16 protein-coding genes and 1 tRNA gene are annotated in these 16377 nt (G+C 65.4%); 8 read left to right on the top strand and 9 right to left on the bottom strand.

What is annotated here, in order from left to right:
• Nucleotides 1–77 precede the first annotated feature (77 nt).
• Nucleotides 78–593 carry a sigma-70 family RNA polymerase sigma factor gene (locus tag HG549_RS03800; RefSeq protein ID WP_170028220.1) on the top strand — a complete coding sequence of 172 codons (516 nt, stop codon included), beginning with the start codon at nucleotides 78–80 and terminating at the stop codon, nucleotides 591–593.
• Nucleotides 580–1536: a FecR domain-containing protein gene (locus HG549_RS03795; RefSeq protein WP_170028219.1), complete on the top strand. Its 957-nt coding sequence runs from the start codon at nucleotides 580–582 to the stop codon at nucleotides 1534–1536. The genes HG549_RS03800 and HG549_RS03795 overlap by 14 nt, the downstream gene beginning before the upstream one ends.
• 6 nt (nucleotides 1537–1542) lie before the next feature.
• Here HG549_RS03795 and HG549_RS03790 read toward each other — a convergent pair whose 3' ends face one another.
• The 3 genes from HG549_RS03790 to HG549_RS03780 all read right to left on the bottom strand — a co-directional run bounded on the left by HG549_RS03790 (nucleotide 1543) and on the right by HG549_RS03780 (nucleotide 4236).
• On the bottom strand, nucleotides 1543–2700 hold the full coding sequence (locus HG549_RS03790; protein WP_170028218.1) for an MFS transporter: 1158 nt from the start codon (nucleotides 2698–2700) through the stop codon (nucleotides 1543–1545).
• An 83-nt stretch (nucleotides 2701–2783) separates the two neighbouring features.
• Nucleotides 2784–2921, bottom strand: a complete 138-nt coding sequence (locus HG549_RS03785; protein WP_019437911.1) for a hypothetical protein — start codon at nucleotides 2919–2921, stop codon at nucleotides 2784–2786.
• 100 nt (nucleotides 2922–3021) lie between these two features.
• Nucleotides 3022–4236, bottom strand: coding sequence for an MFS transporter (locus HG549_RS03780; RefSeq protein WP_170028217.1), 1215 nt, complete (start codon nucleotides 4234–4236; stop codon nucleotides 3022–3024).
• A gap of 289 nt (nucleotides 4237–4525) precedes the next feature.
• Between HG549_RS03780 and HG549_RS03775 the strand changes: the two genes are divergently transcribed.
• Nucleotides 4526–4602 (top strand) — tRNA-Met (locus HG549_RS03775).
• Nucleotides 4603–4668: 66 nt separating this feature from the next.
• On the opposite strand, the gene HG549_RS03770 is transcribed toward HG549_RS03775, so the two are convergent.
• Nucleotides 4669–5280 (bottom strand): LysE family translocator, encoded by a 612-nt coding sequence (locus HG549_RS03770; protein WP_170028216.1) that lies wholly within the window; start codon nucleotides 5278–5280, stop codon nucleotides 4669–4671.
• Between the two features lie 163 nt (nucleotides 5281–5443).
• On the opposite strand from HG549_RS03770, the gene HG549_RS03765 reads away from it, so the two are divergent.
• Entirely contained in the window at nucleotides 5444–6361 is a 918-nt protein-coding gene (locus HG549_RS03765; RefSeq protein ID WP_170028215.1) for a LysR substrate-binding domain-containing protein, read from the top strand.
• Here HG549_RS03765 and HG549_RS03760 read toward each other — a convergent pair.
• Nucleotides 6301–6882, bottom strand: coding sequence for a D-Ala-D-Ala carboxypeptidase family metallohydrolase (locus HG549_RS03760; RefSeq protein ID WP_170028214.1), 582 nt, complete (start codon nucleotides 6880–6882; stop codon nucleotides 6301–6303). The two genes, HG549_RS03765 and HG549_RS03760, sit on opposite strands and share 61 nt — an antisense overlap.
• Before the next feature lie 67 nt (nucleotides 6883–6949).
• On the opposite strand from HG549_RS03760, the gene HG549_RS03755 reads away from it, so the two are divergent.
• A complete protein-coding gene (locus HG549_RS03755; protein WP_170028213.1) occupies nucleotides 6950–8107 on the top strand; it encodes a hypothetical protein in 1158 nt (385 codons plus the stop codon).
• A gap of 116 nt (nucleotides 8108–8223) precedes the next feature.
• Here the strand turns inward: HG549_RS03755 and rimI are convergent, their stop codons facing one another.
• Together rimI and HG549_RS03745 are read right to left on the bottom strand one after the other, a co-directional pair.
• Nucleotides 8224–8679, bottom strand: a complete 456-nt coding sequence (gene rimI / locus HG549_RS03750; protein WP_085626970.1) for a ribosomal protein S18-alanine N-acetyltransferase — start codon at nucleotides 8677–8679, stop codon at nucleotides 8224–8226.
• Nucleotides 8676–9461, bottom strand: coding sequence for an energy transducer TonB (locus tag HG549_RS03745; protein WP_170028212.1), 786 nt, complete (start codon nucleotides 9459–9461; stop codon nucleotides 8676–8678). Before HG549_RS03745 ends, rimI begins: the two co-directional genes overlap by 4 nt.
• A 302-nt stretch (nucleotides 9462–9763) precedes the next feature.
• On the opposite strand from HG549_RS03745, the gene mksB reads away from it, so the two are divergent.
• Genes mksB through mksF form a run of 3 tightly spaced genes read left to right on the top strand, consistent with a single transcriptional unit; the run spans nucleotide 9764 to nucleotide 14575 of the window.
• Entirely contained in the window at nucleotides 9764–11050 is a 1287-nt protein-coding gene (gene mksB / locus HG549_RS03740; RefSeq protein WP_170028211.1) for an Mks condensin complex protein MksB, read from the top strand.
• Nucleotides 11040–11747: an Mks condensin complex protein MksE gene (mksE, locus tag HG549_RS03735; protein ID WP_170028210.1), complete on the top strand. Its 708-nt coding sequence runs from the start codon at nucleotides 11040–11042 to the stop codon at nucleotides 11745–11747. The genes mksB and mksE overlap by 11 nt, the downstream gene beginning before the upstream one ends.
• On the top strand, nucleotides 11744–14575 hold the full coding sequence (gene mksF / locus HG549_RS03730) for an Mks condensin complex protein MksF (protein WP_170028209.1): 2832 nt from the start codon (nucleotides 11744–11746) through the stop codon (nucleotides 14573–14575). The genes mksE and mksF overlap by 4 nt, the downstream gene beginning before the upstream one ends.
• A 146-nt stretch (nucleotides 14576–14721) precedes the next feature.
• On the opposite strand, the gene HG549_RS03725 is transcribed toward mksF, so the two are convergent.
• Nucleotides 14722–15165, bottom strand: coding sequence for a CreA family protein (locus HG549_RS03725; protein ID WP_085617292.1), 444 nt, complete (start codon nucleotides 15163–15165; stop codon nucleotides 14722–14724).
• 22 nt (nucleotides 15166–15187) lie between these two features.
• A complete protein-coding gene (proB, locus tag HG549_RS03720; protein ID WP_170028208.1) occupies nucleotides 15188–16306 on the bottom strand; it encodes a glutamate 5-kinase in 1119 nt (372 codons plus the stop codon).
• Between the last annotated feature and the right edge of the window lie 71 nt (nucleotides 16307–16377).

The raw sequence follows: 16377 nt of genomic DNA, 5'->3' as shown, positions 1-16377 counted from the left end.
TGCCCAGCGGCATCATCCCCGCATAGAATTGAGAACCATTCACAATCGCATGCACACGGGACCGGGCCTTCACCAAGATGCAGACCAACGACATGCTCAAGCCGGCCGAGGTCGCTCTGCTCTATCAGGCCCACCACAGCTGGCTTCGCGGCTGGCTACGCAGCCGGGTCGGGTGCAGCGAGCATGCCGCCGACCTGGCCCAGGATACCTTCGTGCGGCTGTTGCGGGCGCGCCAGGTGTCGCCACTGAAGGAACCGCGCGCCTACCTCAGCAGCATCGCCCGGGGCCTGATGATCGACCAGTTCCGTCGTCGCGCGCTGGAGCGGGCCTTCCAGGAAAGCCTGGCCCACCTGCCGGAAGCCGACGTGCCCAGCGAAGAAGATCGCCTGCTCATACTCGATACCCTGGCACGCCTCGACCAAGCCTTGCAGCAATTGAAGCCGCGCGCCCGGCAGGCATTCCTGCTGGCCCAGCTCGACGGGTTGAGCATCGTGCGGATTGCCCAACGGCTGAACGTGTCGCGGGCCACGGTCGAGCGCGACCTGGCCAAGGCCCTGGGCGCCTGCTACCGGTTGCGCTATGCCGACGCCTGACAGCACGCCCGCGCAGGCGCATGTCGACCAGGCGATCGATTGGCTGGTGAAGTTGCGCTTCGACCGCCCCAGCCCGCGTCTGCAGCAGCAGTTCCAGCAGTGGTTGGCCAGCCATCCGCATAACCCCCTGGCCTGGCAGCGGGTCAGCCGCCTCGGCGACGAGCTCGCCGGGCTGCCCAACGACCTGAGCCGGCGCACCCTGGATACCAGCCAGCGGCAGCGCAGCAGCCGTCGCGACCACCTCAAGCTATTGGCCGTGCTGGCCGTGGGCGGCAGCCTGGGCTGGGCCGCGCGTGAACCGCTGGGCCTGCCTCAGCTACTGGCCGACAGCCGTACCGCCACCGGCGAGCGCCGCCAACTGCAAGGCAGCGATGGCAGCCACATCCAGCTCAACACCGCCAGCGCCATCGACCTGCATTACGACGCCGGGCAACGCCGGCTGCAACTGCTGCGCGGCGAGATAAGCCTGGACAGCAACCCCAACGACAAGCGCCCATTCCGCATCGACACTCGCGTCGGCCCAATGACCACCCTCGATGGCCAACTACTGTTGCGCGAGAACGACCACGGCCTGCTGCTGGCGGTGCGTCGGGGCGATGTCACGCTGTTCCCCGCCTCTGCTTCGCCACGTCGGGTGCTGCCTGGCGAAACCTTGCAGGTGTGGGCCAGCGGCAGCTTCCAGGCGGTGACCCTGCGCAGCGACCCGTGGGGCTGGACCGACGGCGTACTCAGCGTGCAACAGATGCCGTTGGGCGAGTTCATCGCCGAACTGGCCCGCTACCGCCCAGGCCTGCTGCGCTGCGCCCCTGAGGTGGCCGGGCTGGCGGTGTCCGGCACCTACCAGCTGAACGACACCGGGCAGATCCTGCAACTGCTCACCCGCAGCCTGCCGGTGCGGGTCGACTACCACACACGCTATTGGGTGAGCATCGACGCGGCCTGAACAACCTCAGTCCGCCAATGCTCGCAAACGCCCCGCACGCCGGTACGACTGCCGGGCAAAGCACACGAACAAGCCGGCCATCAGGGCCAGCGCCATCGGCAGGCCATGCGGCGCCACGTCCATCGCCGCGCCGCTCAGCAGCGGCCCGACCAGGCTGCCGACACCCCACAGCAAGCCCACGCTGGCGTTGGCGGTAACCAGGTCCTGGCCCTTGAAGCGCTGCCCGATCAGCACCAGCGCCAAGGTATAGATGCCACCGGCCACGGCCCCCAGCAGCACCAGCAGCGGCCAGAGCAGCCAGGGCATGTTCAGCAGCCAGGGCAAGCCGATACCGATCGCCATCGCCACCAGCCCGCAGGCCAGGTGCAGCCCGGTACGCTCGACCCGGTCGGCCAACCAGCCCAGCGGTAGCTGGAACAGCATGTCGCCGGCGAACACCACCGTCACCATCAGCGCCGCCACGCCGATGGCGAAGCCATGGCTGCTGGCATAGACCGGCAGCAACGACAGCACCACCGCATCGAAGAACGAGAAGAACAGCACCGCCACGCACAACGCCGGCGCCACGCGGAAGAAGCCGGCCAGGCCGAAGCTCTTGTCGCCCTCTTCGTGTTCGACATAGTCGTTAGGCACGGTCAGCACGATGCACAGCAATGCCAGGCCATAGCAGGCCGTGACCACGGCGGTGATCCATGGGCTGTCGGCCCCCAGCACGGCCAGCATGGCCGGGCCGAGCACCTGGAAGCCGGTAAAACTGGTGGCGTACAGGGCCATGATCTTGCCGCGGTTATGTTCCGGGCACAGTTCGTTGACCCATGATTCGCCGAGAATGATGGCGATACCCATGCCCAGCCCCAGGCCCAGGCGGAGCAAGCCCAGCAGCCACAGGGAACCGAACGCCGATTCGAGCAGGGCGATGCTGACCGTGCACAGGCTGAAGCACAGCAGATAGAGGGTGCGCCGGGTGAAATGGCGGCAGCAGAAATCGACCAGGAATGCCGAGAGCATCATGCCCGCAGCCGGAATGGCCGAGAGGACGCCGATCTCCAGCGTGCTCGCCCCCGCTTGATGCAGGCGCAACGACACCAGCGGCAGGCTGGCCCCCAGGCTGAAACCCACCACCGAGACGGCGAACAACAGGCCCGCCAGCAAACGCATGTTCATGTACCACTCCTTGCAAACCGAAAAGACGTGCAGACACAGGCGCGCACGCCAGGGCGGCGCGCGACGCGAAAGCGCAGATCAGGTCAGGCGAGGTGTGGCGAAAAGGTGAAGGCAAACAGCACGCTGCGGCGGCGCTTGAGCACGGTGTCGCTCGGCCACGCACGACGCAGGGCCTGCAGGGCAGGCTGGCGAGCGTGTGGCAGGGACTGGGTACGGCGCATTGCGGTGGCTACTACGCAGGTGGCTGGGGAAAAGAGGCGGCACTCTAGGCCAAGGGGGCCAGGTCGTCAATCGTCGGGGCGGCTGCGCGCCCCGCCAATATCAGCGCTTACCGGTACTCGGCAAGAACACCGCCAACAATCCGAACAGTGGCAGGAACGAGCACAGCCCATACACATATTCGATGCCGCGCAAGTCCGCCACATACCCCAGCAGTGCCGCGCCAATGCCACCGAAGCCAAACATCAGCCCGAAGAAAATGCCGGCGATCATGCCGACGCTACCCGGTACCAGCTCCTGCGCATACACCACGATGGCGGAAAACGCCGAAGCCAGGATGAAACCGATCACCACGCTCAGCACCGTGGTCCAGAACAAATCGGCATACGGCAGTGCCAGGGTGAACGGCGCCGCGCCCAGGATCGAGAACCAGATCACCGCCTTGCGCCCGATGCGGTCACCGATCGGCCCACCAAAGAACGTACCCGCCGCCACCGCACCGAGGAACAGGAACAGGTGCAGCTGCGAGCTGGCCACCGACACCTGGAACTTCTCGATCAGGTAGAAGGTGAAGTAGCTGGTGAAACTGGCCATGTAGAAGTACTTGGAGAACACCAGCAGGCCCAGCACGATCAGCGCCGCGACCACCCGCGTGCGGGAAATGCCATGGGTTGCCTGTACTGCCTTGCGCGCCTTGGCCTGGTTGAGGTGTTCCTTGTACCAGCTGCGCAGCATCAGGGTGACGCCGAGGAAGAACAACGCGGCCAGGCCGAACCAGGCCACGTGGCTCTGGCCGAACGGAATGACGATCGCCGCCGCCAGCAGCGGGCCCAGCGCCGAACCGCTGTTGCCACCGACCTGGAAGGTCGACTGGGCCAGGCCGAAACGGCCACCCGAAGCCAGGCGGGCAATGCGCGAGGTCTCGGGGTGGAAGGTCGAAGAGCCAATTCCTACCAGCGCCGAAGCCAGCAGGATCATCGGGAAGCTGCCGACGAAAGCCAGCATCACGATGCCCACCAAGGTGCACAGGGTGCCGAGCGGTAACAGGTTGGGTGCTGGCCGGCGGTCGGTGAAGAAGCCGACCCAGGGTTGCAGCAGCGAGGCGGTGATCTGGAAGGTCAGGGTAATCATGCCGATCTGGGCGAAACTCAGGTCGTAGTTGGCCTTGAGCATCGGGTAGATCGCCGGCAAAACCGACTGGATCAGGTCATTGATCAGGTGCGCCAGCGCGCAGAAACCGATGATGCGCATCACCAGCGGCGTGGCGTGGCTCGCCGCCGCACTGGTGGATGCCGTGGAGGCGCTACCGATAGCCATGTGCCTGAGTCTCCGTCCGTTGTCTGGGACCCGATTATCAGGAATAGATAGCTACCTAGCTACCTTTTTACCGCGCTGTCGTGTATTTCCTGGAAATGGGCTGACTCTGAATCGCCGCCCCTCGGCTCATCCCCACCATTGCGGGGTGAAAGGGCCCCTGTCGCCGGCAGACCGATCCCATCAGCACCGGCAGAAACCGTGCCTGGCCGCTAAGTTTTTGAAAGCGTGCAAATTTTTTTTGAAATGAGTGTTGACAGGGGGGCCGTTCAAGAGAATAATGCGCGCCATCGGCTACATAGCTCAGTTGGTTAGAGCATAGCATTCATAATGCTGGGGTCCGGGGTTCAAGTCCCTGTGTAGCCACCAAACAAAGACGAAGGGCTTACCGCAAGGTAAGCCCTTTTTCTTTGCCTGCAGAAAACTCGCACTCCCTCACTTCACCCCGGCGAACGCCACGGCCAGGCCCAGGCCGATCAACGCGACGCCGATCATCCGGTCGACCAGCTGCTGCCTTGCCAGCATCGCCTTGCGCAATCCCGCATTGGAAAAGAACACCGCCACCAAGCTGAACCAGGCCCAGTGGGCGAATGACATGAACCCGCCATAGGCAAAGTCCAGTGCCAGCGAGCTGCCTGGCTGAACCACCTGGGTATAGGCGCTGATCACGAACAGCATGGTCTTGGGGTTGAGGGCATTGGTCAGGAAACCGGTACGCAGTGCAACCAGCAAGCCCGCTTGTCCTTCCTCCACGCCCACACTCACCTGGCAGTTGCGGGTCAGCAGCCGGTAACCCAGGTAGACCAGGTAACCCGCACCGAGCACTTTCATGGCCAGGAACAACGTCGGGCTATGGCTGATGATCAGGGCAATCCCCAGCACCGTGTACAGGACATGCACCTGCACGCCCAGCGCAATGCCCACGGCGGCAGCCAGCCCAGCCTTGCGGCCCTGTGCATAACTGCTGCGGGTAACCATGGCGAAATCCGCGCCGGGGCTGATGACAGCCAGCAGGGTGAACAGGGCGATGGCAATGAGTTCGGTCATGACTGGGCTCTCGATAGGCGATGGAAATGCACGGATACGCTAATTATCGGGAGCTTCTGAACACGGCAAAATCGATTTATCGTGAGGTAAATCTGCTAGTTTTTCTCACTGATGATAAAAACCTGTGCCGGCGTCTTCGCGGGTGCAGGCAAACAGGGACGCCATGAAACTGCCGCCACTGAACGCCTTCCGCTACTTCGACATCGCCGCCCAGACCGAAAGCTTCGTGCGCGCCGCCGAGCACCTGCACGTCACCCATGGCGCGGTCAGCCGTCAGGTGCGCCTGCTGGAAGAAAGCCTTGGCGTGGAATTGTTCGAGCGCCGCAACCGGGCGATTTTCCTGACCTCGGCCGGGCGTGCCTTGCACAGCACCACCCAGGCGATTTTCGAGCAGCTCGAAGGCGCAGTGCAGCGCCTGCAACAACAAGGCCGCGACAATGTGCTGGTGCTGTCCTGCGAACCCACCATCGCCATGCGCTGGCTGATTCCGCGCCTGCCGCGCTTCCATGCCGCCCATCCCGACCTGCAGTTGCATCTGGTGGCCGCGGGCGGGCCGCTGGACTTCAACCGCAGCGGCATTGACCTGGCAATCCGCCGCGACGATTTCCATTGGGGCAACCAGTTGCACAGCGTGAAGATCTGTGACGAATGGATCGGCCCGGTGTGCCACCCCAGCGCCAGCGCAAGTCTCGACGGCCAGCGCCTGCTGCACAGCAACACCCGCCCCGCTGCCTGGCCCACCTGGCTGCGCCTGAGCGGGCAGCAGGCCCGGCATGCCGAACGCAGCGACTACGAGCACTTCTACCTGTCGATCCAGGCCGCCAGCGCTGGCCTGGGCCTGGCCATGGCCTCCGCCCTGATGGTGCGCGACGAACTCGACAACAGGCAGTTGCAAGCCCCCTTCGGCTTCGTGCGTGACGGCTCGGCCTACCACCTGCTCAGCCCGCAACCTTGGCACGACGGCGACAAGCGCCAGCGCTTCGCCGCCTGGGTGACGGACGAATGCCGCAGCTGCCTGGCTCAGCTGGGCCTGGCGCAGAACGACGAACCCGAACGGCCGTCACCGCCCCAGGTGCGATAGCCTGCGGTATCGATGTGGATGCGCCCGCTCGGGTAACGCCCAAGCCCCATGTTCCAGGCCTGCCCGGATTGCTGCCAGAAACGGCATAGCGGGTTGGGGTCGGCCCACGCCGGCAGCAGGATATCCACCGCAAAGGCGCGAGTATGAGCGCTACCCACGGCACCACCTGCGCAGCGGTTGAGGCCTGGGTCACGGTAGGCCGACACCACCTCGAACTGGCGCAGGATGCCTTGTTGGTCAAGCACCTTGATCAGCGACAGCGTGGCCCGCACTGCCGGCCAGTTGCTGGCAGGCGGCAGCGCAAAAGGTGAAGCCCGGCACAGCCGCCAGTCCGAAGCCGAACGCAGCAACTGATGGATGGGCACCACGCCATATAGCCGGGCGTCCACCAGCATCTGGCGAAATGGCCGGGTCTGATGGTCCCCGGCCCATTGCGCGAACATCCACAGGTCACGCTCATCGGCCCGCAGCGCAGCCCCCAGCATGCCCAGCGCCAGCAGCAACCATCTAGCCCTTTTCATCCCTGCTCTCCCTGCCCCAGTATGTGCAACGCTGCCAAACACGGCGGCGCACGACAAGGAGTTAAGCATGCACAAGATTGCCTTACCGGGCCTCATCGCCCTCGCCTTCAGCGGCCTGGCCGCGGCCGATGCGCGTATCGACCTGGGCGACGCCCAGCGTGTTACCCGCCTGTTCGCCTTCCCCAACAACTGCCACGTCATCTGCTATCGCGACTGGACCCTGGAACAGACCGTCGAGCACTACCTGACCCAGAGCGTACGGCGCGACGGCCACGCCGATGCCCAGGTAAAGGTGAGCCGCGACAACGACCGCCTGCAGGCGACCATCAGCGGCGTACCCGCCAGCTATGCCAGGCCCCTGCGCAAGCTGCTCGACACCGGTGAACTGGCCTACCAGGGCGCGACCCAGCTGAACAAGGACGGCAAATGGTCCTACGACTGGTACCTGTTCCTGCCGCTGGGCATGGCCCTGCAGAACCGCCGCAGCATCGAGCTGCTGCACTTCCCGCCGGATTACTCGCTGACCCAGGCCCAGGACTACCTGCGCTCCAACACCACCGACCGCTGGGCCGAGCTGCTGACCTTCAACGGTGTCGACGCCAGCCAGACCCCGGCCTACCAGACCATCATCGATATCGCCCCCATCGCCGCGCCAGCCAGCGCCGGTGAAACGCTGAAGGACACCTACAGCTACTTCAAGGACTACCAGGTGCGCATGGTCAGCGAGATGACCCTGCAGAACCCCGCCAAACCGCTACCGATGGTTGCCTTCGGCGCGCCGGTACGCAGCTGGATCCAGCAGCAATATGGCCCGCAGCTGAATGTGCTGGGCCTGGTCACCATCAGCCCGCAAGCCGGCGCCAAGGTGCCGGTACTGGGCGCCAACCACCCCAGTGCCATCTGGTATGCAGCGGACAAGGACAGCCACGGCGGCGATCAGGACGCCGCCGATGCCGCCGGGCTGAAGATGATGGGCCAGGACCTGACAGCGGCTTGCTGGCAGGCGGGAATGGGGCGCAATCAACGCGCCGATGCCAAGCTGACGCTGGATGCCTGCGCGACCAAGTGGCAGGTGACACAGAAAAAGCAGACCTGTGAACTGTTCTTCCGCACTGTGCGCAAGTACACGCCAGAGCAGGCGGCGGCAAAATGCAACACCGCCAGCGTGACCCGCAGCCTGCGCGAGCTGGACAAGCCGGTCGAGGCTCAGCCGCAGGGCTTGTGACCGGCATACCGTCTATTGGTGAAAACGCTCGCTCCCACAGCTGAACCACAGGCCTCAGGCCTTGCATTGCATCTGTGGGAGCGGGCATGCCCGCGAAGGGGCCCGTGCAGGCCCGCTCAGTCTTCGAGCAGGGTACAGGCCATCACCAGCGCATCCTCGCGGCCGCCAGCGATCGGGTAATAGTCGCGCCGGCGACCGATTTCGTTGAAACCATAGCGCTCGTACAGGCGATAGGCCGACTGGTTGCTGGCACGCACTTCCAGGAAGCACTCACGACCATTGAGCTGGTAAGCCCGCGCCATCAGGTGCTCGAGCAGGCGCAGGCCCAGGCCGCGGCCCTGGTTTTCCGGCTTGACCGTGATATTGAGCAGGTGCGCCTCGTCGATGATCACGTTGATCACGCCATGCCCCACCTGCTGCTGGCCGTCGAACATCAGCCAGACTTCGTAGGATTTGAGCGCATCCTGGAAGATCCCACGGGTCCAGGGATGACTGAACGCGGCATATTCGATTTTAAGTACGGCATCCAGATCCGCCTCGGTCATTGGGCGGAAGCTGATCGAGTCACTCATTCAACGCTCTTCCAGCGCGCCATCAGCTGGCGCATGGCTTTCCAGACGTCCGCCTTGCGCTGCGGCTCGTCCATCAACAGTTCAAGGCCCGGCAAGGCCCAGGCGTCGCCCAGGCCCTCGAGCGTCAGGGTTTGGTAATAGGCGTCGCTGTCGGCATTGGCGGCAAAGCGCAGCGCCGGCAGGCCGACCAGCCACAGGCAGGCGCACGGGGCGTCTTCCAGGCGTGCCTGGACAAAGCCCTGGACAAAGTCGCGCGCGGCTTCCGGGCCCTGGTCCAGGTTGCCGCGCACCAGCAGCGGCCAGCGCACCGGTTCGCCGATGATCTGCGGGGCATCGGGCAGGCCGGCGGCGCGCAGCATGTCCTTGAGCAGCAGGTAGGACGGGTCGCGGCTCTGGAACGGCTGGCCGGTGGCCAATTCCACCAGCAGCAGGCAGTTGCCGGCGCGCAGCAGCTGCAGCGAGAAGCGCGGGGGCGGCACCGGTGCCGGGCGGGTAGCGGCGACCGGCTCCTCGGCCTCGGCGGCTTTGGCGGCCGGCTTGGGCACACTGGCCGGGCGCGGTATCTCGATTTTCGGCCGCTCGCCGGCGCGCGCTTGTGGGGCGGCGGGCGCTTCGTTGGTGGCTGGTGCGGGCCGGGCTTGGAAATCGACGTCCTCGACCGGTGCCACCGGCAGCAGCAGCTCGGGCCGCGACGGTGCGGCGAACGGCAGTTCGGCGCGCGGCAGCCAGTGCACCACTTGCATGGCGGAAAGGTAGGCGCGGCGACGGGGTTCGGTGAGCAAGGTGCGGGGTCCCGAGGGGTGAAGACAATTGCGCATTCTAACGCTGTTGGCATGCGAGTGCCGCAACTGGTCGGCGGATTTTTGATGCCTGTGCCGGCGCATTCGCGGGCGCGCCCTCTCCCACAGGTATCACCCACAGTTTGAGGTGCATGGAGTACCTGTGGGAGCGGGCGAGCCCGCGAAGAGGCCAGTGAATCCCTTATAGAGGCAAAGGTTATCTCGCATTACAGACCAAGGGGTGAAAACCTCCCCCCCGGATGCAGTACAATCGCCCCCTTTTTCTTGGCAACGAGTCGAAGCCAATGATCGAACCCAAGCGCGTCCTGCGCGCCCTAGCCGAACACTGGGCCCTGATCGAGCCGCTGTGCGAGCGTTTCGACCAGGGCACCCTGAGCCTGGTCGAACTGCGCCAGCACGTCGCCCGCCAGCAGGTCGAGAGCACCCCGCAGGACATCACCCAGCTGCTCGACGTGTGGATCCGCCTGGACATCCTGGTCCCGGTGGCCAAGAGCCCGAACCGTTTCGAGCTCAACGCGCAGATCCACGACTTCCTCGCCTACCTGCGCCGCGAACACCGGCTGGGCCTGTGCCTGGAGATCGAAGCCTACCTGCGCCACCTGGAGCGCTTGGCCGGGCATATCCAGGATGCCTTCGACAACCGCGACAGCGACGACCTGGCGCGCCAGTTGCGCCTGCTCGACATGCGCGTGCGCGATGTGCTGAAGAAACTCGACAATGACGAGCAGGCACTGGTGGCCGTGGCCGAACGGGCCAAGACCAGCAACCGCCAGATCCCGCTGCGCCAGCGCTATGCCGAAGTGCTCGCCACCTGGGACGAATACGTCGAGCCGATGATCCAGCTGGTCAACGCCGACGGTGCCTTCGAGCAGGGCGTGCGCAAGGTCGAGACGGTGCTGTTGAAACTGCTCGGCGAACAGGCGCGCCTGGGCCACCTGGTCGACGACGACATGCTGCTGCGCACCCATGCGCGCATCCTGGAAATGCAGACCAGCGCCCAGCTGACCCTGCGCCATGCCCGCGAACTGCTGCTGCCGCTGCGGGAAGAAGCCCGCCGGCACAACGCCGTGACCCGGGGGGCCGCGCTGGCCCTGTCGGTGATCCGGCGCAAGGGCATCGACGCCGTGCCGCAGGCCGCCATGCCGCTGTTCACCCGCCCGCAAAGCACCTTCCTCGGCAGCGCCAGCCAGGTGGAAGCCTACGTCTACGCCCTGGCCCGCTTCGAGCCCAAGCCGGCGCGCTTCCCCAAGGCCCACAAGACCCAGTCCGGCGCCCTGCCCCGTGCACCGCGCACGGTCAAGGAAATGGCCGAACGCTGCGAACAGGCCCTGCCGCTGCCCGACCTGATGGTCTGGCTGCTGGAGCAGGAACCGGAAAGCGCCACCGACGAGCTGCTGTACTGGTTCTCGCGCCTGTCGCGGGAAAAGCGCTTCAAGCGCGAACGCCTCGACCGCCGCGAGTACACCACCCAGGAACACCTGGTCAGCCTGCGCTCGTTCGCCCTGACCTCCAGCCGCGAAGACGCCACTGCGTCTACCGAAACCAACGCGAGCCCAGCCCATGCATCTTGATCTTTCCGAACTGTCCCAGCTCGCGCCGATCTTCCGCGAGCTGTTCAAAGGCTTCCACGTCAGCCGCCGCGACCCCGAGCTGTACGCCCAGCTGTCCAACTTCCAGGACCAGTACCGCACCCTGTTCAAGGCCCTGGGCTTCGAACTGGTATGCGACACCCGTGGCTTCTACTACTTCGTGCCGGACCTGAGCGCCGCGCAGGTCAACAAGACCGCGCAGCGCCTGTCGCTGTTCACCTTCATCCTGGTCGAGCACCTGGCCGACCAGGGCCGCGACCCGATGGCCGTGCTCGATGGCGGCAGCATCGGCCGCGACGAACTGCCGTCGCTGCTGGACAAGTATCGCGACCTGTTCCTGCAGGCCGAAGTGCAGACCGTGGACGAGCTGGAAGAAAAAATCCTGCGGCGTATGACCCAGCTCGGTTTCGCCTTCGAGGAAGGCGGTATCTACCGCTTCCTGCCGCCGATGCACCGTTTCCTCGACGTGTGCCTGGCGGTGCAGCAGGACCGCGACCTGGCGGCCACGCTGCACAGCGACCTGCCACTGCCGACCCCGGTGCTGGTCGAGGAAGAAAGCCCCGAAGAACTCAACCGCACCGACGACCCGCTCGACCTCAGCCCCTTCGAGGGCGAGGAAAGCGAAGAGGAAGCCCTGGCCCGGGCGATCCGCGAAGAGCAACAGGAGATTGACGCATGAGCCAGGAACGCTACGGCATCCGCCGCTTCGCACTGCTCAACACCGCTGGCTACAGCCTTGGCCTGTTCCCGCTGGAACAGCCGCTGTCGGTCTACGGTGCCAACAACCTGGGTAAATCGGCGTCGATCAACGCCCTGCAGTTCCCGATCCTGGCACGCATGTCGGACATGAGCTTCGGCAAGTACAGCCTGGAGCAGTCGCGCCGCTTCTACTTCGCCAGCGACACCTCGTACATCCTCTGCGAGCTGAGCCTGCCCCACGGCCCGCACGTGATCGGCGTGGTCGGGCGTGGCCCGGGCGGCGGTTTCGGCCACCAGTTCTTCGCCTACAAGGGCGAGCTGGACCTGGCCCACTACCAGAAGAACGACACCTGCCTGCGCCAGAAAGAGCTGTTCACCAACCTCGAACGCCTGGGCATCAAGGCCTATGAAGTGAAGCCGGACGAGCTGCGCCGGCTGCTGGTCGGCGGCCACACCTCGGTGCCGCTGGACCTGACCATGATCCCGCTGCGCTCGACCAGTGAGCAAAGCCTGAAAACCTTCCGCGCGCTGTTCATCAACCTGCTGCACATGCGCGAGATCACCGCCGCCAAGCTCAAGCAGCTGTTCCTCGATGCCTTCGAGCACAGCCTGCGCTCCGGCAGTGTCGACTACATCGCCGCGTGCGAAGAGGCCTTCCGCGACGTACGCCGCATGGAACAGGACTACAACGCCCTGGTCGCCGCCGGCCCACTGGTCGAGGCCCTGGCCGGTGGTGTGGCGCAGCGCGACATCCTGCGCGGCAAGCTGCACCGCATTTCACCCGTGCTCGATACCCTGCTGGCGACCTGGCAGGAATACGCCATGGCGCGCAAGGAAGAGCTGGTGATCCAGGCCGAGCACTACCGTGGCGAGCAGGACCGCCTGCAGAACGACCAGCGTGGCGGCACCCAGGAGCTGATGCGCCTGGAGCGGGAAATCACCGGCATCCAGCGTTGGCTGGGCGAGCTGTCGGTGCTCAAGCACCGCTTTGCCCTGGTCGATGACGTCAAGGTCCTGGAGCAGCAACTGCTGGCGGCCAAGGACGCCCACGACGAACTGGCCGGCGCCCTGGCCCAGTCGCGGCAGTTCAGTGCCGAAGACCTGGACGAACGCGTGCGCGACCTGGAAAAACGCCTGAAGCAGGTACGCCAGCAGCTCGACCACGCCGACAACAACAGCTACGCGCGCCTGCGCGAAGAGTTCTCGCAGCAGGACGTCGACCGCCTGATGCGCCTGTTCAACGGGGCCCTGTTCAGCCTGCCGCTGGGCGACCGGGGGATCGAGCTGGATGACAGCGAGCTGTGGGTAAAATCGCTGGAAGCGGTGCTCGACGGCTTCAAGGGCGAGCGTTTCGAAGCGCCCGGCCTGTCCATCGACCTGTCGCACATCGACCCGCCGGCACTGCAGGCCCTGGCCGACCGCGCCGCCCTGCGCGACCAGAAGGAGCGCCTGGAAAAAGAGCTGAAGCAGCTCAAGACCCAGCAAGCCGTAGCCGCCGACCGCTCCGCGTCCAAGGCCCAGACCGAAGCCCTGTACCAGCAGGTGCTGGACGCGCAGAAAGCGCTGGAAGACTTCCGCCGCAGCGAAACCCTGGCCGCCGAGGAGCCCGAGAAACTGGAGCAGCTGGCGCAGCTGGAAGCCGCCCAGGACGAACTCAAGCGCTCCAGCGATGCCTTCACCGAGCGCGTCCAGCAGCTGTCGGCCAAGCTGCAGCTGGTTGGCCGGCAGATCGGTGACCTCGAGGCCAAGCAGCGCACCCTGGAAGACGCCCTGCGCCGTCGCCAGCTGCTGCCCGCCGACCTGCCCTACGGTACACCGTACATGGAGGCCATCGACGATTCGATGGACAACCTGCTGCCGCTGCTCAACGACTACCAGGACAGCTGGCAGAGCCTGCAGCGGGTGGACAACCAGATCGAGGCGCTGTACGCCCAGGTGCGCCTCAAAGGCGTGGCCAAGTTCGACAGCGAAGACGACATGGAACGCCGCCTGCAGCTGCTGGTGAACGCCTACGCGCACCGCACCGACGAGGCCCTGACCCTGGCCAAGGCCCGCCGCGCCGCGGTCACCGACATCGCCCGGACCTTGCGCAACATCCGTAGCGACTACGACAGCCTCGAGCACCAGCTGGCCCTGTTCAACCGCGAGATCAACCGGCGCCAGGTGTCCAACCTGGAGAGCTTCCGCGTGGTGCTGGCACCGAACAAGGAGGCGCTCAAGCACATCGACCAGATCATCCACAGCGCCGGCCAGTACGAAGAGGGCGAGACCCTGTCGGTGTTCGACCTGACCCAGAGCGCCGAGCAGGACAACAAGAACGAAGAGGCCAAGGAGTACCTGGCACGCCTGGTGGCGGCCAACCACAACCAGCTGGGCCTCAAGGACCTGTTCGAACTGGCGTTCGAGATCACCAAGGTCAACGGCCAGCCGGTGATCCACGCCGACATCGACGGCGCGGCATCCAACGGCACCACCATGACCATCAAGGCGCTGACCAACATGTACCTGTTGCTGCACCTGATGGACCGTGACCTGGCCGGGCGCATCCGCCTGCCGTACTACCTGGACGAAGCGGCGGACATCGACGAACGCAACCAGGCCGCGTTGCTGGAGACCAGCCTGCAGCTGGGCTTCGTGCCGATTCTGGCGAGCGTGAAGCCACAGGTGTCGGCGCGCGTGGCAATCGACCTGGAAGGTGGCAGCGGGCCGAACGGCATCTACATCGACGAGGCGGACTGGAAGTACATAAGCCGTCGGGATGAGGTGAAGGCGGTTGTGCGTGAGGACCAGGCCGAGGAGTTGGCCTGACAGAGAGCGTGGGGCCGCTTTGCGGCCCTTTCGCGACACAAGGCCGCTCCTACAGGGATTTGCGTATCACCGGAATACGCGAATCCTTGTAGGAGCGGCCTTGTGTCGCGATGGAGGCCAACGGCCTCCCAGGTTCTACCAGGCGATCAATGCGCCCAAGGCAGGATCGGTATCGCCGTCACCGCATTCTGCGGGCTGCCTTCGATCATGCGGTCGCTGTACACTAGGTACACCAGCGTATTGCGCTTCTTGTCGAGGAAGCGCACCACCTGCATGGTCTTGAACACCAGCGAGGTGCGTTCCTTGAACACCTCCTCGCCATCCTTCAGCTCACCCTTGAAGTTGATCGGCCCCACCTGACGGCAGGCAATCGATGCCTCGGCCCGGTCTTCCGCCAGCCCCAGCCCGCCCTTCACGCCGCCGGTCTTGGCCCGCGACAGGTAGCAGGTCACGCCCTCGACCTTGGGGTCGTCGAACGCCTCGACGACAATCCGGTCGTTCGGCCCGAGGAACTTGAACACGGTGGACACCTGGCCGATTTCCTCGGCCCCAGCCAGCATCGGCAAGGCCAGTGCCGCCACGGCAATCATCCTTTTCAGCACGTACGCACCCTCAGACCAGAACCAGGTTGTCGCGGTGCACCAGCTCGGGCTCCGCGATGTAGCCGAGGATACTTTCGATGGCATCCGACGGCTGGCCGATGATCTTCTGCGCCTCCAGGGCGCTGTAGTTGGCCAGGCCGCGCGCCACTTCATGGCCGTCCGGGCCGACACACACCACCATTTCGCCGCGGCGGAAGCTGCCTTGCACGGTCTTCACGCCAACCGGCAGCAGGCTCTTGTTGGCCTGGCGCAGGGCCTGCACCGCACCGGCATCCAGCACCAGGGTGCCACGGGTCTGCAGGTGGCCGGCCAGCCACTGCTTGCGCGCCGCGAGCATGCCGCGCTCTGGCGACAGCAGGGTACCCAGGCGCTCGCCGGCCTTGAGCCGGTCCAGCACGCGCTCGATGCGGCCGCCGATGATGATGGTGTGGGCACCGGAACGGGCCGCCAGGCGTGCGGCGCGCAGCTTGGTCTGCATGCCGCCACGGCCCAGCGCACCACCGGTACCGCCGGCCACGGCATCCAGCGCCGGGTCGTCAGCGCGGGCTTCGTAGATCAGCTGGGCTTCGGGGTTGTTGCGCGGGTCGGCGTCGAACATGCCATCGCGGTCAGTGAGGATCACCAGCAAATCGGCCTCGACCAGGTTGGCCACCAGCGCCGCCAGGGTGTCGTTGTCGCCGAAGCGGATCTCGTCGGTGACCACGGTGTCGTTTTCGTTGATCACCGGCACCACGCCCAGGTCGACCAGCGTACGCAGGGTGCTGCGGGCATTGAGGTAGCGCTTGCGGTCGGACAGGTCGTCATGGGTCAGGAGAATCTGCGCAGTGTGCTTGCCGTGCTCGCCGAAGCTCGATTCCCAGGCCTGCACCAGGCGCATCTGGCCAATCGAGGCGGCCGCCTGCAGCTCGTTCATCGCACTCGGTCGCGAAGTCCAGCCCAGCTGGCTCATGCCGGCAGCCACGGCCCCGGAGGAGACCAGAACCAACTCCACGCCTGCCTCACGCAGCGCGACCATCTGCTCGACCCAAACGGCCATGGCACCGCGGTCGAGGCCCTTGCCATCGGCGGTCAGCAGAGCACTGCCAATCTTCACGACCCAGCGCTTGGCGCCCGTCACCTTGCTTCGCATCTTCTTCCAACCTATGTCGAATCTGTAGATACCGTGGATACAAAAACGCCGCTCCCGAGAGCGGCGTTTAG

It is taken from the genome of Pseudomonas sp. SK (genome assembly GCF_012975065.1).
Lineage (GTDB): Bacteria > Pseudomonadota > Gammaproteobacteria > Pseudomonadales > Pseudomonadaceae > Aquipseudomonas > Aquipseudomonas anuradhapurensis.
This window is presented reverse-complemented; position numbering and strand designations above follow the sequence as displayed.

Excerpts from the sequence above, each read along its gene's own strand:
- HG549_RS03800 (WP_170028220.1), top strand. The coding sequence starts at position 78 with ATGCAGACCAACGACATGCTCAAGCCGGCCGAGGTCGCTCTGCTCTAT.
- HG549_RS03795 (WP_170028219.1), top strand. The coding sequence starts at position 580 with ATGCCGACGCCTGACAGCACGCCCGCGCAGGCGCATGTCGACCAGGCG.
- HG549_RS03790 (WP_170028218.1), bottom strand. The coding sequence starts at position 2,700 with ATGAACATGCGTTTGCTGGCGGGCCTGTTGTTCGCCGTCTCGGTGGTG.
- HG549_RS03785 (WP_019437911.1), bottom strand. The coding sequence starts at position 2,921 with ATGCGCCGTACCCAGTCCCTGCCACACGCTCGCCAGCCTGCCCTGCAG.
- HG549_RS03780 (WP_170028217.1), bottom strand. The coding sequence starts at position 4,236 with ATGGCTATCGGTAGCGCCTCCACGGCATCCACCAGTGCGGCGGCGAGC.
- HG549_RS03770 (WP_170028216.1), bottom strand. The coding sequence starts at position 5,280 with ATGACCGAACTCATTGCCATCGCCCTGTTCACCCTGCTGGCTGTCATC.
- HG549_RS03765 (WP_170028215.1), top strand. The coding sequence starts at position 5,444 with ATGAAACTGCCGCCACTGAACGCCTTCCGCTACTTCGACATCGCCGCC.
- HG549_RS03760 (WP_170028214.1), bottom strand. The coding sequence starts at position 6,882 with ATGAAAAGGGCTAGATGGTTGCTGCTGGCGCTGGGCATGCTGGGGGCT.
- HG549_RS03755 (WP_170028213.1), top strand. The coding sequence starts at position 6,950 with ATGCACAAGATTGCCTTACCGGGCCTCATCGCCCTCGCCTTCAGCGGC.
- rimI (WP_085626970.1), bottom strand. The coding sequence starts at position 8,679 with ATGAGTGACTCGATCAGCTTCCGCCCAATGACCGAGGCGGATCTGGAT.
- mksB (WP_170028211.1), top strand. The coding sequence starts at position 9,764 with ATGATCGAACCCAAGCGCGTCCTGCGCGCCCTAGCCGAACACTGGGCC.
- mksE (WP_170028210.1), top strand. The coding sequence starts at position 11,040 with ATGCATCTTGATCTTTCCGAACTGTCCCAGCTCGCGCCGATCTTCCGC.
- mksF (WP_170028209.1), top strand. The coding sequence starts at position 11,744 with ATGAGCCAGGAACGCTACGGCATCCGCCGCTTCGCACTGCTCAACACC.
- HG549_RS03725 (WP_085617292.1), bottom strand. The coding sequence starts at position 15,165 with ATGATTGCCGTGGCGGCACTGGCCTTGCCGATGCTGGCTGGGGCCGAG.
- proB (WP_170028208.1), bottom strand. The coding sequence starts at position 16,306 with ATGCGAAGCAAGGTGACGGGCGCCAAGCGCTGGGTCGTGAAGATTGGC.